Here is a 15,209-nt window from a genome sequence, read left to right as displayed (position 1 = left end):
TTCGGTCCACCAACTGCACTCTCTTTTTCAAGTGCCCGGCCGGGTTTATCTAGAACCCTGAGCTAGGAACTAGTTGACTGCTCCGGTGAATTTCTCGCCGGGCCCCTTGCCTGGTGCATCAGGGAACTCGGAAGCTTCACGGAAGGCGAGCTGCAAGGAGCGCAGGCCATCGCGCAACGGGCCAGCATGCTGGCTGCCAATCTCGGGGGCCGCGGCCGTGACGAAGCCGGCGAGGGCCGTAATGAGCTTGCGGGCTTCATCCAGATCCTTCAGCTCTTCCGCGTCCGGTCCCGCTGCCAGGCCGCACTTGACTGCTGCCGCGCTCATGAGGTGAACGGCCGCGGTTGTTATGACCTCAATGGCCGGAACTTCGGCGATGTCACGCACCACCGAAGCTGCCTGGCTGTCCGTCAGGGACTCCTCCGCGGCCGCCTGAAAAGTGTTGCGTGACTCTGAATTATTATCTTGGGTACTCATACTGCTAAGCTTGTCATAGACCGACTCGATGCTGTTATTTAGAGTGTGTCCAAAAGACGAAAGTCACAGGATACGCCAAGGTAATGGCACAGAGTTTGCAAGTGGAGTCCTCTCCCACCTTTCGACCCTTCCAAGGCGTTGTCTGGTTCAGGTTGGCGCTTTCCCTTACGGGGAGCCAGCACAGTCCGTTCGCGGAAAGTGTGTGCCAATTTTTCGAGGCCTCCATTGCATCAGCAAATTGGAGGCCTTCTTCGTTGCTGATGGTACTCACCTTTTTATGCAACAGGAGCGTCACATTAGCGAGCCACGAATCAATGATCGAATCCGCGTCCCTGAGGTGCGGTTGGTTGGGCCAGCAGGCGAACAAGTTGGAGTTGTCCGCATTGAGGATGCCCTTCGTTTAGCAGCTGAGTCTGACTTGGATCTGGTTGAGGTAGCACCGACGGCCAAGCCGCCGGTGTGCAAACTGATGGACTTCGGCAAGTACAAGTACGAAGCCGCAGTCAAGGCTCGTGAAGCCCGCAAGAACCAGACCAACACCGTTTTGAAGGAAATCCGTTTCCGTCTCAAAATCGACAAGCACGACTACGAGACCAAGCGTGGACACGCCCTCCGCTTCCTCGGTGCCGGCGACAAGGTCAAGGCCATGATTCAGTTCCGTGGCCGTGAGCAGCAGCGTCCCGACATGGGCATCCGCCTCCTGCAGAAGTTTGCCGAAGACGTTGCCGAGGTTGGCGTGGTTGAATCAAGCCCCCGCATTGACGGACGCAACATGGTCATGGTTATTGGCCCGCTGAAGAATAAGGCTGAAGCTAAGGCTGAGGCTCGTCGCAATCAGCAGCGTGCAGATGCCAAGGCCCACAACGAGGCAGTTGCCAATGGCACGGCCCGCGTTGATGTGGACCGCGATAACAAGGCGCCCATGACCCAATCATTGGCTGACTTGCTGCCCGACGGCCTGCACCTGGGCGAAGACGCACCGGCTCCAGTCGCCGTCGAGACCGTTGAAGAGGTAGTCGTTGAGGCTCCCGTAGCGGCGCAGGCTCCGGCTCCCGAAGCAGCCCCGGCCAAGGAGGTTCCGGCAGAAAAGTCGGCCCCCGCCGCCGTCGTACCTGCCAAGTCCCCGGAAGCGAAGGTAGCTCCCAAGGCTGCTGCTCCTAAGGCTGCATCTCCCAAGGCTGCCGCGACTAAGTCTGTTGCACCCAAGGCGCCCGTAGCAACAAAGCCTGCCGCAGCCGCCAAGCCGGTTGCAGCTCCCAAGCCCGTGGCCGCAAAGCCCATCCCCATGCCCAAGCCCATGGCCAAGCCTGTTGTTGCGAAGCCCGCAGCCAAGCCTGCCGCCAAGGCTGGTGCAAAATCGGCTGCCAAGCCTGCCTCTGCAAAGAGCACCCCGGCAGCCGAAACCCCCAGCTCAGCTGAATAAGGTTCGCACCTTTTCAGCGGTGAATACACCCACACAGTGACCCAACCGGTCGCTGCAAGAGAACCACAGGCAGCGCCGGTGGATACGTAAGGAGACAGGTCCTCATGCCTAAAATGAAGACACATAGTGGTGCTAAGAAGCGTTTCAAGCTCACCGGTTCCGGTAAGCTTCAGCGCCAGCAGGCTAACCGCCGCCACTACCTGGAGCACAAGCCTTCCAGCTTGAAGCGTCGTCTGAAGGGTGACCTCACGGTTGCCAAGGCAGATGTTCGCAACATCAAGAAGATGCTCGGCATCTAATTTCGCAAGTCAATCGGTGTGATTCCCTTCCGGGATGACTCACTATTCATCAAAGCCTTCCCTGGCATGATTGGCTTGGGATCTTTAAAATTTGAAGGAGTACGCACGTGGCACGTGTGAAGAGGGCTGTAAACGCCCACAAAAAGCGTCGGGTTATTCTTGAGCGCGCAAAGGGTTACCGCGGACAGCGTTCACGCCTTTACCGTAAGGCCAAAGAGCAGCTGCTGCACTCGTTTGTGTACAGCTACGGTGACCGCCGCAAGCGCAAGGGTGACTTCCGTCGCCTCTGGATCCAGCGTATCAACGCTGCATCACGCGCCAACGGCTTGACCTACAACCGTTTGATCCAGGGCCTGAAGGCTGCGCAGATCGAGGTTGACCGCCGCATGCTGGCCGACCTGGCCGTCAACGACGCCGGTGCTTTCGCCGCGCTGGTTGGCTTGGCCAAGGCTGCACTGCCTGCCGACACCTCAGCACCGGTAGCAAAGTAGTTCTAGCTTTCAACAGGAACCCTTGAGTTCCTTGTTCATGGCAAGTGACTGCTAAAGTCCTAACCATGAATGAACCCGGGCGCCCACCAGCAGATGCAATGACCAACCCTCGAGCAGATCGAGTGAGGGACGTTGCCAAACTGGTTGGGCGCTCGGGCCGTTTAAAGCGGCGCCAGTTCTTCGCTGAGGGTCCACAAGCCGTACGTGAAGCCCTACGGGCACACCGCGAGTGCCTGGCCGCTGGCGGTACACCCGTGGTGGAGGCCCTCTACGCCACTGTGGAATGCTTGAAAAAATTCCCAGAGATCATGGAGTCCGCCTCCGCGCCAGGGTCTCGCCTTCAGGTGCGGATTGCCAGCGACATGGTCCTGGCGGCCATGACGGACACCGTAACACCTCAGGGTGTTGTGGCCGTCTGCAATTTCGTTGACGTGCCTCTTGAAGAAGTCCTCGCCGCCAAGCCCAAACTCATCGCCATGCTGTGCCGCGTGCAGGACCCTGGTAATGCTGGCACTGTCCTGCGTGCCGCGGATGCCGCTGGTGCGGACGCCGTCATTTTCTCCTCGTCCAGTGTGGATATTTACAACCCCAAGGCTGTGCGCTCCACTGCCGGTTCGCTGTTCCACCTGCCTGTGGTGCTTGGTGCCGACGTGGCCCAGGTTGTGGCAGCGGCCAAGGCGGCCGGTGTAGGCATTCTGGCAGCGGATGGCTACGGGCAGCTCAATTTGGACCTCTTGCAGGATGAGAGTGCCGCCCGGTCCTTTGACCAAGAGATTCCCGATTCCCTGTATGACCTGGCGGAGCCCACTATGTGGCTCTTCGGCAACGAAGCCCAAGGCCTGGCGGGGGAAGAGAAGGCTCTGGCCGATCATCGGGTGGCAGTACCTGTCTACGGCGCCGCAGAATCGCTGAATCTGGGCACCGCAGCAACGGTATGTCTCTACGCTAGCGCCAGGGCCCAACGGCGCCTGGGGTGAGCCCGGGCCTTTTATAGCTGGGGCCAATTGCGGGTGTGGCTAGTGAGCCACGTTTTTGGGGGATCTCTTATCGAGCAGGCCGCTGAAGAGCGCTATGACCAGGCCCAGCACCGCCAGCACGGCACCAACGAGGGCAGGTGCGGTGAATCCCCAGCCCCAGGTGATGACGAGCCCACCAGCGAAGGCTCCCAATGCATTGGCCATATTCAATGCTGAATGGTTCAGTGAGGAAGCCAAGGTGGGGGCGCCGGGGGAGACGTCCAGAAGCCGGGTCTGCAGAGATGGGACAAGCATGGACCCTGAGGCGCCAATGACGAAGATCATCAAAAGTGCCATCCACTGGATATGGACCGTGGCCGCGTAGATCACCAGAATAACGGCGATGAAACCCATCATGACGTAGATGCTGCCCATGACGGACCAGTCGGCCATGCGTCCGCCTATGTAGCTGCCAGCAACCATTCCCAGCCCGTACAGGCCAACAATGACGGGAAGGAAACCGGAGTCAAAGCCGGCCACGTCCGTCATGGTGTTGGCCACGTACGTATAAACGGCGAAGAATCCGCCAAAGCCCACAACTCCCACCAGCAGGGTTAGCCATACCTGTCCGCGGCGCAGTGCGCTGAGTTCCTTGCGCAGGCTTGCATCGGGATGAGCCTTTTGCGCCGGAACCAACAAAGCAATGCACACCATGGTGATGACGCCAATGATTCCAACCAGGATGAACAGCCAGCGCCAACCAAATTGTTGGCCCACAAAGGTAGCCAAGGGCACACCGAGAACGTTCGCTACGGATAAGCCCATCATGACCATGGAGATGGCACGCCCGCGCTTGCCGGGAGCAACCAGTGATGCTGCCAAGACAGCGGCTACACCGAAGAAGGCCCCATGGGGAAGGCCCGCAATGAATCGGGTGATGAGCAAAGTGGTGTAATCCTGCGCCATGACGGAGAGCAGATTGCCCACGGTGAAAAGTGCCATCAGGCCCAGAGCCAGTGTTTTTCGCGGCATCTTCGCGCCGATGGCGACCAGCATGGGTGCGCCCACAACTACTCCAAGGGCGTAGGCAGAGATGACGTGTCCGGCTGCTGGCACACTGACGCCCACACCTGCTGCCACGTTGGGCAGCAGGCCCATCATGGCAAATTCGGTGGTGCCGATGCCGAATCCGCCTATGGCCAAGGCCAGAATTGCCCAGGCAATAACGTTGGGGGAAGTGGGTGTGGTGTCACGCCAGGTTTTAAGCAAGGACAAAGACATAGAGACAAACTTTCACAAGGTGGGATCCCGGTTCCGCCGCGGGAAGCGGGAAGCAGGTGCCGGCGCCATAGTGCGCAGCGGCAGGGCCAAGATGATGCTTTGGTCAGTCTAGTTCGCCCTAGACTGAGCTGGTGACTTCAATGAAACAAATCGTAGGTGCCGCCCTCGTGGACTCGCTATCAAATCCCCAACTACTCCTAGCCGCACGCAGGACCGCGCCGCCAGAGTTTGCAGGTATGTGGGAGTTCCCCGGAGGAAAAATTGAGAAAGGTGAGGGCCCAGAAGAAGCTCTTCATCGGGAGCTACGTGAGGAACTGGGCGTTACTGTGACGCTAGGTGCTGAAATAGAGGGCTCGACGCCGGATGGCTGGCCCTTGAACTCGGGCGCAGCCATGCGTGTCTGGCTCGCTGAGTCAATGGAGGGCACCCCCGAACCGCTGGAAGACCATGACGCACTGGTGTGGGTGGATCTGGGAGGGCAGGAGATCTTGGAGTTGCCATGGATTCCTGCCGATCTGCCCATTGTGCATGCCTTGATCGAGTACACGTCCTGAGAACAATTGTTCTCGTGGGTGTTGAAATAGTATTTGGCTGTGCCAGACTGGGTGCTGAAGACCCCAAGGAGGTTGTGCCATGACGAGTGATCACCACGACGAACAAGCCGCCGCAGGTGCCAGCGATGAAACAAAAGAGAAGTTTCGTCAGGCCCTAGAGAATAAGAAGAACCAGCAACACGGCAGCGTGTCTGCTACTGGTGGACCGAAGATCAATGCTTCCCACGGAGCAGCGGCTCACAAGCGCGAATTCCGCCGCAAGAGCGGATAAACCCACGCCCAGAAACACGGGCGGACAAGGTGAGGTAAGAACATTCGTTCAATCGACTCCGTCCGCTCGTGTTTCTGGGGATCTGCCCGTCATATGCGGGCTTTCACGTGGGCCATGGGTTAGGTTGTTAAGCAAATATCAACCATTCAGGAGTGAAAACGTGACTGAGAATAATTCCCCCACACCGCCCGTCGAGCCGACACCTCCGGGCTACAACGCACCGGAAACACCTACGTCCTACCCCCAGCCCGGCTACGGCCAACCCGCCCAGGAACAGCCGTACCAGCAAGCACCCCAGCCCGGCTACAACCAGCCCGGCTACAACCAGCCAGCTGCGCAGCAGCCGTACCAGCAGGCCCCGCAGCAGAACTACAGTCAGCCGGCTCAGCAGCCGTACCAGCAGGGTGCGGTTGATCCTGCCGGAACCGTGGTGCTTAACTACTGGCTCTCCGTGTTCTTTAGCTGGATTCCTGCTCTGATCTTCTTCCTGACGGAAAAGGGCAAGAACGGCCTTTCCGATGAATACCACAAGGCGAACCTGAACTTTTCGATCCTGCGTGGCATCGCCGGAGTCCTGACCTTCATTCCCTACCTCGGGTTTGTCTTTGGGATTATTGGTCTGGGACTGTTCATCATCCACATCATCGCTGCGGTGGAGGCGCCCAAGAAGTTCCGCAACGGGGAAGTTTACAAGTTCCCGTTCAACGTCCAGATCATCAAGTAGGGCGGTAACAAACTGCCCGTGAACTGAGGATGTTCAAAGCGGCACGGGAATTGCGACCCTAGAACAATGTGGGTGCAGGATCGGCAGAGGCGGGGGTCCCTTCGGGGATTCCCGCTTTTTTGCTGCCGCCGCCCTCCCTGGCGTTGGAGTTGCCACGGAAACCGCCCCTGGTGAGTGGCACGGTGGTCTTGTGATCCTTGCCGGTTAGAGCAGGCAGGCTACCGTGCGGATAGCTGGCTTCTTCCTGGCGGGGATCGTGAACAAAGCCTTGGGTGCCAAAGCCGTGGCGTGCCTTGGCCTCATTGACCCTCGATGCCAGCCACTGCCGGTACTCCTTGGGCGCATAGGCGCCGGAACCGTAGAGCCGCTGGTACCGGCCCACCAAGGAAGGGTGTTCGCGGGCCAGCCACCCCATGAACCATTCCCGCGTTCCCGGGCGCAAATAGAGAGCTCCGGCGCTGACTCCGGTTGCCCCTGCGTGGGCCAGGCTGGCAATAAGTGCATCCAAGGCATCCTCGGAGTCGGTCAGCCAGGGCAAGATCGGCATGGCCATGACCCCGCAGGGCAGGCCAGCATCTCGCAGCTTGCTAATCAGGGACAGCCGAGCCTTGGGGGAGGGTGTGCCTGGTTCAAGTGTCTGAGCCAGTTCCTCATCCAGCAAAGCCAGCGAGATGCCCATACCCACGTTGACGTCGCGTCCTGCTGCGCGCAACAAGGGCAGATCGCGCGCTAACAGCGTGCCTTTGGTAAGAATGGAAAACGGGGTGCCGGAGTCGGCGAGGGCACCAATGATGCCGGGCATGAGCTTGTACCGTCCTTCCGCCCGCTGGTAGGGATCGGTGTTGGTGCCAAGGGCCACATGGTGGTGCTGCCAGGAAGGCTTGAATAGTTCCTTGCGAAGCACATCCGCAACATTGACCTTCACCACCACTTGGGAGTCAAAGTCCGTGCCGGCATCGAAGTCCAGATACGTGTGGCTTTTGCGGGCAAAACAATAAACACAGGCGTGGGAGCATCCCCGGTATGGATTGACAGTCCATTCAAAGGGCATGGTGGAACTGGGAGGAACCTTGTTCAGGGCCGTTTTAGAAAGCACCTCATGGAAGGTGATGCCAGCAAATTCCGGGGTGGCAACGCTTTGGATTAGCCCGGCCATCGGCAGCAGAGGTGCTTGAAATCCGGGCGGCTTCACCTGCTCAGCTGTTCCCGGAATGGGCTGAAGGGACGCAAATAAGGGTTCATTGAGTTGTTGAGCCATCCACCGCATATAGAAATTAGAACATATATTCTAATTTGATTCAATGGGTGAAAAGCTTGAATTTGGTTACCCGCAGGTAGTTATGTGGCGTAAATCACTTATTGTGAGGATAGGGTGGAGCCATGGGGCAAGGAAGCCCCGCCCACTTGGCGCGGAGCAGCGGTCATGGCCGGTTCTTTCGCTGCTCGGTAGCCCAGAACCAAGGAGCCTTCATGACGAACCTAGCCACCATTGTTGGGGCATCTGCTCAGCGAAACCCAGCCGGAGTTGCCATCAAGATGGACGATATTGAGCTCACCTTCGCTGCTTTGGAAGTTCTCAGCTCCAAGGTTGCCGGGCTGTTGGCTGCACGTGGGGTCAAACCGGGTGACAGGGTGGCCTTAATAGCGCCCAACATTCCCCAGATGCCTCCCATCTACTTCGGAATCCTGCGGTACGGGGCCATTGTGGTGCCACTAAATCCGCTGCTGAAGTCCCGCGAGGTGGCCTACCACCTGAAGGACTCCGGGGCCACCTTGGCCTTCGCGTGGGATGGTGTGATGGCGGAAGTGGTGCCGGGGGCGCAGGAATCCGGTACGGAGGTCATTGCTGTCGACGCCGATTTTATGGCGTTACTGGCCGGGGCTGAGCCGATCCCTGAGGTGGCCCTTGCACAGAAGGACGACACCGCTGTAATCCTCTATACCTCCGGCACCACGGGCCGGCCCAAGGGTGCGGAGCTGACACACGAGAATCTGCGCAGTAACGCTGAGGTCTCCGTCAGCCTCTTCAACAGCCAGCCCGGTGATGTCATCTTTGGCGGCCTGCCCTTCTTCCACATCTTCGGGCAGACGTGCGCCCTGAACTCGGCCGTGATGGCAGGTGCCACCGTGACCATCTTGCCCAGGTTCGATCCTCTCAAGGCGTTGGAGATCATTCAGCGCGACAAGGTGACCATTTTTGAAGGCGTCCCCACCATGTACATCGCGCTGCTGCGTGCCCCTGGCCGGGAAAATTATGACCTCTCCACCCTGCGCCTTGCCGCATCAGGGGGCTCACCCTTGCCGCTGGAGGTGCTTCATGAATTCGAGACGGTCTTTGGGGCCACCATGCTAGAAGGCTACGGACTCTCGGAGACTTCTCCCGTGGTCACCTTCAACCAGCTCGACGGGATCCGCAAGCCAGGCTCTATTGGTCAGCCGGTTGCCGGTGCGCAATTGCGGGTACTTGACGATGCTGGCAACGATGTTGAGCCCGGTGCCGTGGGTGAAATTGCTGTGGCCGGGCCCTATGTCATGAAGGGGTATTGGAATAACCCCGAGGCGACGGCCCAGGCTATCCCTGACGGCTGGTTCCGCACGGGTGACTTAGGCCGGATGGATGAGGATGGCGTGTACTTCATTGTTGATCGCAAGAAGGACATGATCCTCCGTGGTGGCTACAACATCTACCCGCGTGAAATTGAAGAGGTCCTCTACGAACACCCCGCAGTGGCCGAGGCTGCCGTAGTGGGAATGCCCGACGACGTCCACGGCGAGGAAGTCTGTGCCGCGGTGTCGCTGAAGCCCGGAGCTGTTGGCGCCGAGGATCCAGAGGCCCTCGCAGCCGAGATTGTGGAGTTCGTCAAGGCCAGGGTGGCCGCCTACAAGTTCCCGCGCAGGGTCATCATCATGGATACCCTGCCTAAAGGGCCCACGGGCAAGATCCTCAAACGCGAAATCAGTGTTTCCTAACATGCGAAGCCGCTGATTGACGGTTGTGTGCCGCTGATTGAGCTTGCCGAGATCTTGGTTTCGGCAGGCTCAATCAGCGGGGAACAGACTTAGTTCAGTTCCCAGGTGACCTGCACTGAGAGAGAGAGGCTGCTTTGCCCCGGTTCAATGGGCATCGAGGCATCGGCGGACATAAGCGCCCGGGCCATCATGGGCCGGGGGGCGCTATCGCGCACCGAACCCTCAATGACTTCCGTGACGGCACCTAGCGAGCGTCCAGCCAGGCCCGCATAGTTCTCAGCCGCCCGGACTGCATCCGCCCATGCGGCTGCTCGAGCGGTGTCCTGAGCGGCTGCCGGATCGGACAGGACTGGGGTGAGCCCGTTGAGGCGGACATTGTTGTTACCGGTATCAACCACCGCAGCAATAACCTCGCCGGGACTCTGGTCATAACGCAGTGCCACTGTGAGCGTGCTTGAGACTGTGTAGCCGGTCACGATGGTTCCGGTGCCATCCTCCCAACGGGTATTGGCCGCAACGTTGAGGGAGGAGGAGCTGATGGCCTCGCGGGCCACTGTGAGGGCTTGCAGTTTGGTGTTGACAGCCGTCATGGCCTCGCCAGCATGGGAGTATGCTGCACGCACGGTGGGGGCGGAAGCTTCAATACCGATGTTGATGTTGAACTGGTCCGGTGCAGCATGGGCCGAACCATGGCCCGTGACGGTAATGCAGTGGAAGGAATCTGTCATGGTCGGTTCTCTTTCGGTGGTGTACTCCGGCGGTGGGGGCGGGAGGTTCTCTTGAGGCGGTTGAAAATTATTGGCATCCGGGCAATCGTGGGCAGTTCGCGGTAGCCGCCCAGTGCCAACCCGGCATTGCGCTCAAAGAAGTTCCTGCTGCCGGGGTCTCCCGTGCGCCACCACGACCAGGCTGCGCAGGAAAAATAGAGCGGTAAAAACGGCAGGCCTAAACACCAGGCGTACTGGGTGGCATGGCCGGCTTCGTGGTCGAGCAGATCGGGGCGGGAATCAATGAAGGCACGGTCTGCGCGGTAGAAGATGACGTTGCCCACTGTGAACGCCCCGGCCAGCGGCAGCCTCGGGGTGTAGTTGGTGCCAAGGATCAGCCCGTGCGGGCCGGGCTCTACCGGGGTCCGGCTCAGCGTCGCCAGCAGCAAACCGGCTGCCGTGGACAGGTTCACGGCATTGGCAAGCGCCCGCAGTCGTTCAGCGCGGGTTACCGTGGTGACAGGAGTCAGCGGGCCCACCGTGTTCACGGGGCGGCTTCCGGGGAGGGTACGCTGCGTGATTCGGAAACTGTGAGCGCCTGCAACGCCTTGGCCGTGTCTGGCTTGGTGTGTTCGCACGAGTCAAGGGGCCACTGGATGTTGACGGCCTGGACCTCGGCGTTGACCAACCAGATCGCAGGCGGAAGCTCTGCGTAGTCCAGGCAGCTGACCGGCCCGCCGCGCTCGCTAGGCTGCGCCAGTGCCGCAAGCAGAGGCGCAAAGTCGCCGCTGAGGTGATCCTCCTCCACCACGCGGCTGCCGGGGTCGGACGTACAGCGGGCCACGCCAACCGTGGTGAAGCCCTCCGGGATGCTGCCCTTGTGCAGCGATGACGGCGACGCTGCTTCCGGCTCCCACCACCCCGCCGTGGAGCAGTCCACGGCTGGCTGAATCGCAGCAGGTTCCGGGGTGTACTCGAGGGGGGAGGCCCCTACGGCGGAGCACCCGCCCAACACCAGAGCAAAGAACCCCAGCGCGAGGCAGCCCGGCGCAAGGCAGGCCAGCCGCGCACGGCGGAAGGCCGGCGTCGTACTTCTGCGCAGAGGGATGCCCATGGCGCCAGCGTAGCAAGCGGGGAGGGAGAAAGGGCGAGAAAGTTCTAACGAGTTGGATTCAAAACAGGGCTGCCCCGTCAACTAGACTGGTACGGGCGGGATGAGCCACCCCGCCGGTTACTCGCACACAAGCTTAGGTAAAAACTGTAGATGTCGAAGATGCCCCACGAGACGGCTGAGATGCCCGAACCAACCACAGAGACCATTGCGGTCCCGGACCCGCTGGACGAAGCCGCCATTGGAACAGCCGTCGAGAACGCGCTCGGCGCCATTGCTGCCGCCGCGACGCTAGATGAGTTGAAGACCGCACGGCTGGCGCACACCGGTGAGAAATCACCGCTGAGCCTGGCCAACCGTGAAATTGGCGGGCTCGCCAAGGAATTCAAGGCCGCCGCCGGCAAGCTCATGGGCGGATCGCGTGGACGTGTTGCCAAGGCGCTCGCAGCCCGCACCGAGGTGCTCGAGGCCGAGGACGCCGCCCGGATCCTCCTCGAGGAAACCGTTGATGTCACGGCTGCCCCGCGCCGCCGCCGCGCTGGTGCCCGCCACCCGCTCTCTACCCTCCAGGACCGCGTCTGCGACATCTTCGTGGGCATGGGCTGGGAAATTGCCGAAGGCCCGGAGCTGGAGTCGGAATGGTTCAACTTTGACGCCCTGAACTTCGCCCCGGACCACCCGGCCCGCGAAATGCAGGACACCTTCTTCGTGGAACCTCCCGAAGCCCACCTGCTGCTGCGCACCCACACCTCACCGGTGCAGGTCCGTTCCATGCTTGAACGTGAACTGCCCGTATACGTGCTGTGCCCCGGCAAGGTGTTCCGCACCGATGAACTCGACGCCACGCACACCCCCGTGTTCCACCAGTTCGAGGGCTTGGCCATCGATAAGGACCTGTCCATGGCAGATCTGGTGGGCACGCTGGAGCACTTCACCCGGCAGATGTTCGGCGACGAGGCAAAGGTGCGCATCCGCCCCAACTTCTTCCCCTTCACCGAGCCCTCCGCGGAGCTGGACATCTGGCACCCGGGCGCCAAGGGTGGCCCGCGCTGGATCGAATGGGGCGGCTGCGGCATGGTCAACCCGAACGTGCTCCGCGCGGCCGGCATTGACCCGGACGAATATTCAGGATTTGCCTTCGGCATGGGCATCGAACGGGCGTTGATGTTCCGCAACGAAGTGTCCGATATGCACGACATGATCGAGGGCGACGTACGATTCAGCGAACACTTTGGGATGGAGATCTAAGACAAGTGCGAATTCCACTGACTTGGCTGCGCGAGTATGCGCAGGTGCCGGCAACAGCAACTGCCGAAGACGTCATGACTGACCTTGTCAAGGTTGGCTTTGAAGAAGAGGACGTGCACCGTCCCCTGGATGAAATCAGCGGCCCCATTGTGGTGGGCCAGGTTCTATCCAAGGAGCCCGAGGCGCAGTCCAACGGCAAAACCATCAACTGGTGCTCCGTCCGTGTGGTACCCGAAGGTACCGCCCAGACCCTGGACATTGAGGGCATCGACCCCTCCGGTGTGCAAGGCATTGTGTGCGGTGCACACAACTTCGAGGTGGGGGACAAGGTTGTGGTGACCCTGCCCGGCGCCGTGCTGCCCGGAGACTTCCGCATCTCCCCGCGCAAGACCTACGGTCACGTCTCGGCCGGGATGATCGCCTCCGTGCGTGAGCTCGGCATTGGTGATGACCATGACGGGATCCTGGTGCTCTCCACCTTGGGCCTTGACCCGGAACTGGGCACTGACGCATTGGCGCTGCTGGGTCTGGATGACGAAGCCGCCGAAATCAACGTCACCCCGGACCGTGGCTACGCGTTCAGCATCCGCGGCGTGGCCCGTGAATACGCGCACGCCACGGACAGTGTGTTCACGGACCCGGCATCGCTGGTTTCCGTGAGCCCCGCCACCGGTGACGGACACGGGGTTGTCCTTGCCGATCAGGCCCCCATCTACGGCAAGGACGGCTGCGACCGCTTTGTGGCCCGCACCGTGAGCGGCATCAATGCTTCAGCGCCGGTTCCGACCTGGATGTCCTCACGCCTGCGCCTGGCCGGGATCCGCTCCATCTCCTTGGCCGTGGACATCTCCAACTACGTCATGCTCGAGCTGGGCCAGCCGTTGCACTTCTACGACGCCGACAAACTCGCCGGTGACATTGTGGTGCGCCGTGCCGCCGCTGGAGAAACCCTGAAAACCCTCGACGGGAAGGTCCGCAAGCTCGATACCGAGGACCTCCTGATCACTGATTCCTCTGGCCCCATCGGCATTGCCGGGGTCATGGGCGGGGCCTCCACCGAGGTCACCTCCGCCACCGTGAACGTGCTTGTTGAGGCTGCACACTTCGAAGAAATCACGATTGCCCGCTCGCGCCGCCGCCACAAGCTGCCCTCCGAAGCGTCCAAGCGCTTCGAGCGCGGCGTGGACACCCAGATTGCCGACGTCGCAGCCCAGCGCGCCGTGAACCTGCTGGTCGAACTGGCCGGCGGCACGGAGGAAACCACGGCCACCGACGCCGGTTCCGTTGTGCCGGCGCCTCCCGTGTTCCTGCCGTCCGGCTTCACATCGGGCCGCATCGGCATGGAGTTCACCCAGGCCCAAGTCATGGGATCACTGACGGATCTGGGTGCGCGCGTTGAGAAGGTCGACGGCGGGTACTCCGTGACAGCCCCGAGCTGGCGTTATGACTTGGTCACCAAGGAGGACCTGACGGAAGAGGTGGCCCGCCTAGTGGGTTATGACCTCATCCCGTCCACCCTTCCCACGGCACCTCCGGGCCGCGGCTACTCACGCGCCCAGCAGCAGCGCCGCCGCGTGGTCCAGGCCCTGGCCGACTCCGGCCTGACAGAGATTTTGGCCTACCCGTTCGTGTCCAAGGTTTCCAATGACACCTTCGGTGTTGCCGAGGCCGGGGCGCCCCTTGCGGCCATCAAGCTGGCGAACCCGCTGAGCGAGGAGTTCGGCTTCCTGCGCACCTCCGTGCTGCCGGGTCTGATTGAGATTGCCAAGCGTAACCACTCACGCGGCTTCCATGACCTGGCTCTGTTCGAGTCCGGTTTGGTGTTCCTGCCGGGTGCCGAGATGGGTACCGCCTCGATCCCGCCGCTGGGTGCCAAGCCCTCCGACGAGGTCCTTGACGCGCTGTACGACGGCATCCCGTACCAGCCGCTCACCATTGCGGCCGTATTCACGGGCAAGGACACCCCGGCAGCCCCGGCCCACACCCCGCGTGCCTGGGACTGGGCTGATGCGATTGACGCGGCCCACCTCGTGGCTGACGTTGTCGGTGTTGATTTGGTGGTCGAGCAGGGCTCGCACCAGGCATTCCATCCGGGACGTGCTGCCGTGCTGAAGCTGCGCAGTGGCGAAGTTGTTGGCCACGCTGGCGAACTGCACCCGAAGCTGCTGGCTGAACTGAACATGCCCGCCCGCTCGGTGGCCATGGAAATCAATGCCGACAAGGTATTTGCCGAAGCTGCGGATGTCATTGTGGCCAAGCCGATCTCCACGTTCCCGCTCGCCACCCAGGACGTTGCTCTTGTGGTTCCTGCGCAGATTCCGGCACAGACTGTGCTCGAAACTCTGCGTGAAGGCGCCGGCGAGCTACTGGAGGATGTGGCCCTGTTCGATGAATACCAAGGCAAGGGCATTCCGGAGGGCCACAAATCGCTGGCCTTCGGTCTGCGTTTCCGTGCCACGGACCGCACCCTGACCGCCGATGAGGCCTCGGCTGCCCGCGCCTCGGCCGTAGAACTGGCCGCAGAACGGTTCGGCGCCACGCAGCGCTAGTCCCCACGGCCTCCCGTAGTCGGCTCGCAAGCGAGCCGACTACGGGCCCCTCGGCCTCGTGGGCCCAGCGTGGGCTCAGCGTGGGCCCATCGTGGGCCCAGTGTGGGCCCAGTGTGGGCGCACACCTGAAGGGCCTTGGCGGGTCTAA

16 protein-coding genes are annotated in these 15,209 nt (G+C 61.2%); 10 read left to right on the top strand and 6 right to left on the bottom strand.

All coding sequences use genetic code 11. From position 1 onward, the window contains the following. Positions 1-69: 69 nt before the first annotated feature. Positions 70-477, bottom strand: coding sequence for a DUF1844 domain-containing protein (locus tag RY113_RS11510; RefSeq protein WP_110104329.1), 408 nt, complete (start codon positions 475-477; stop codon positions 70-72). Positions 478-754: 277 nt separating this feature from the next. Here RY113_RS11510 and infC point away from each other — a divergent pair, with 277 nt between their 5' ends. The 4 genes from infC to RY113_RS11490 all read left to right on the top strand — a co-directional run bounded on the left by infC (position 755) and on the right by RY113_RS11490 (position 3,667). Further along, positions 755-1,900, top strand: a complete 1,146-nt coding sequence (infC, locus tag RY113_RS11505) for a translation initiation factor IF-3 (protein WP_315914682.1) — start codon at positions 755-757, stop codon at positions 1,898-1,900. A gap of 104 nt (positions 1,901-2,004) precedes the next feature. Continuing rightward, positions 2,005-2,199: a 50S ribosomal protein L35 gene (gene rpmI, locus RY113_RS11500; RefSeq protein WP_044571805.1), complete on the top strand. Its 195-nt coding sequence runs from the start codon at positions 2,005-2,007 to the stop codon at positions 2,197-2,199. 107 nt (positions 2,200-2,306) lie between these two features. After that, positions 2,307-2,690, top strand: a complete 384-nt coding sequence (gene rplT / locus RY113_RS11495) for a 50S ribosomal protein L20 (RefSeq protein WP_110104327.1) — start codon at positions 2,307-2,309, stop codon at positions 2,688-2,690. A 65-nt stretch (positions 2,691-2,755) separates the two neighbouring features. Then, complete coding sequence (locus tag RY113_RS11490) at positions 2,756-3,667, top strand: RNA methyltransferase (RefSeq protein ID WP_110104326.1); 912 nt, start codon at positions 2,756-2,758, stop codon at positions 3,665-3,667. Positions 3,668-3,706: 39 nt separating this feature from the next. On the opposite strand, the gene RY113_RS11485 is transcribed toward RY113_RS11490, so the two are convergent. Beyond that, the gene (locus RY113_RS11485) at positions 3,707-4,927 is read right to left on the bottom strand and encodes an MFS transporter (protein WP_110104325.1); all 1,221 of its coding nucleotides are present in this window, start codon (positions 4,925-4,927) and stop codon (positions 3,707-3,709) included. A 140-nt stretch (positions 4,928-5,067) separates the two neighbouring features. Between RY113_RS11485 and RY113_RS11480 the strand changes: the two genes are divergently transcribed. From RY113_RS11480 to RY113_RS11470, 3 genes are all read left to right on the top strand, one after another. Continuing rightward, entirely contained in the window at positions 5,068-5,481 is a 414-nt protein-coding gene (locus RY113_RS11480; protein ID WP_396334242.1) for a (deoxy)nucleoside triphosphate pyrophosphohydrolase, read from the top strand. Between the two features lie 79 nt (positions 5,482-5,560). Continuing rightward, entirely contained in the window at positions 5,561-5,752 is a 192-nt protein-coding gene (locus RY113_RS11475) for a DUF5302 domain-containing protein (protein ID WP_110104323.1), read from the top strand. Between the two features lie 160 nt (positions 5,753-5,912). Then, the gene (locus RY113_RS11470; protein ID WP_315914680.1) at positions 5,913-6,476 is read left to right on the top strand and encodes a DUF4870 domain-containing protein; all 564 of its coding nucleotides are present in this window, start codon (positions 5,913-5,915) and stop codon (positions 6,474-6,476) included. 58 nt (positions 6,477-6,534) lie between these two features. On the opposite strand, the gene RY113_RS11465 is transcribed toward RY113_RS11470, so the two are convergent. Next, the gene (locus RY113_RS11465; protein ID WP_396334237.1) at positions 6,535-7,743 is read right to left on the bottom strand and encodes an Rv2578c family radical SAM protein; all 1,209 of its coding nucleotides are present in this window, start codon (positions 7,741-7,743) and stop codon (positions 6,535-6,537) included. 203 nt (positions 7,744-7,946) lie between these two features. Between RY113_RS11465 and RY113_RS11460 the strand changes: the two genes are divergently transcribed. Beyond that, entirely contained in the window at positions 7,947-9,446 is a 1,500-nt protein-coding gene (locus RY113_RS11460) for a long-chain fatty acid--CoA ligase (RefSeq protein ID WP_315914678.1), read from the top strand. A gap of 89 nt (positions 9,447-9,535) precedes the next feature. Here RY113_RS11460 and RY113_RS11455 read toward each other — a convergent pair whose 3' ends face one another. Genes RY113_RS11455 through RY113_RS11445 form a run of 3 tightly spaced genes read right to left on the bottom strand, consistent with a single transcriptional unit; the run spans position 9,536 to position 11,267 of the window. Beyond that, positions 9,536-10,174 (bottom strand): SIMPL domain-containing protein, encoded by a 639-nt coding sequence (locus RY113_RS11455; RefSeq protein WP_110104320.1) that lies wholly within the window; start codon positions 10,172-10,174, stop codon positions 9,536-9,538. Further along, positions 10,171-10,701 (bottom strand): hypothetical protein, encoded by a 531-nt coding sequence (locus RY113_RS11450; protein ID WP_315914676.1) that lies wholly within the window; start codon positions 10,699-10,701, stop codon positions 10,171-10,173. The genes RY113_RS11455 and RY113_RS11450 overlap by 4 nt, the downstream gene beginning before the upstream one ends. Beyond that, positions 10,698-11,267, bottom strand: a complete 570-nt coding sequence (locus RY113_RS11445) for a hypothetical protein (protein ID WP_315914675.1) — start codon at positions 11,265-11,267, stop codon at positions 10,698-10,700. Before RY113_RS11445 ends, RY113_RS11450 begins: the two co-directional genes overlap by 4 nt. A gap of 150 nt (positions 11,268-11,417) precedes the next feature. Between RY113_RS11445 and pheS the strand changes: the two genes are divergently transcribed. Next, the gene (gene pheS / locus RY113_RS11440) at positions 11,418-12,512 is read left to right on the top strand and encodes a phenylalanine--tRNA ligase subunit alpha (protein ID WP_179442389.1); all 1,095 of its coding nucleotides are present in this window, start codon (positions 11,418-11,420) and stop codon (positions 12,510-12,512) included. 5 nt (positions 12,513-12,517) lie between these two features. Next, entirely contained in the window at positions 12,518-15,061 is a 2,544-nt protein-coding gene (pheT, locus tag RY113_RS11435) for a phenylalanine--tRNA ligase subunit beta (protein WP_110104318.1), read from the top strand. The last annotated feature ends 148 nt before the right edge of the window (positions 15,062-15,209 follow it).

Origin of the sequence: Arthrobacter sp. lap29 (assembly GCF_032458965.1) — a bacterium.
Classification (GTDB): Bacteria; Actinomycetota; Actinomycetes; order Actinomycetales; family Micrococcaceae; genus Specibacter; species Specibacter psychrochitiniphilus.
The sequence above is the reverse complement of the archived record's forward strand: the minus strand, read 5'-3'. Positions and strand labels throughout refer to the sequence as shown.

Excerpts from the sequence above, each read along its gene's own strand:
- rpmI (WP_044571805.1), top strand. The coding sequence starts at position 2,005 with ATGCCTAAAATGAAGACACATAGTGGTGCTAAGAAGCGTTTCAAGCTC.
- RY113_RS11455 (WP_110104320.1), bottom strand. The coding sequence starts at position 10,174 with ATGACAGATTCCTTCCACTGCATTACCGTCACGGGCCATGGTTCGGCC.
- RY113_RS11485 (WP_110104325.1), bottom strand. The coding sequence starts at position 4,927 with ATGTCTTTGTCCTTGCTTAAAACCTGGCGTGACACCACACCCACTTCC.
- RY113_RS11510 (WP_110104329.1), bottom strand. The coding sequence starts at position 477 with ATGAGTACCCAAGATAATAATTCAGAGTCACGCAACACTTTTCAGGCG.
- RY113_RS11465 (WP_396334237.1), bottom strand. The coding sequence starts at position 7,743 with ATGCGGTGGATGGCTCAACAACTCAATGAACCCTTATTTGCGTCCCTT.
- RY113_RS11490 (WP_110104326.1), top strand. The coding sequence starts at position 2,756 with ATGAATGAACCCGGGCGCCCACCAGCAGATGCAATGACCAACCCTCGA.
- pheS (WP_179442389.1), top strand. The coding sequence starts at position 11,418 with ATGTCGAAGATGCCCCACGAGACGGCTGAGATGCCCGAACCAACCACA.
- RY113_RS11460 (WP_315914678.1), top strand. The coding sequence starts at position 7,947 with ATGACGAACCTAGCCACCATTGTTGGGGCATCTGCTCAGCGAAACCCA.
- RY113_RS11475 (WP_110104323.1), top strand. The coding sequence starts at position 5,561 with ATGACGAGTGATCACCACGACGAACAAGCCGCCGCAGGTGCCAGCGAT.
- infC (WP_315914682.1), top strand. The coding sequence starts at position 755 with ATGCAACAGGAGCGTCACATTAGCGAGCCACGAATCAATGATCGAATC.
- RY113_RS11445 (WP_315914675.1), bottom strand. The coding sequence starts at position 11,267 with ATGGGCATCCCTCTGCGCAGAAGTACGACGCCGGCCTTCCGCCGTGCG.
- RY113_RS11480 (WP_396334242.1), top strand. The coding sequence starts at position 5,068 with ATGAAACAAATCGTAGGTGCCGCCCTCGTGGACTCGCTATCAAATCCC.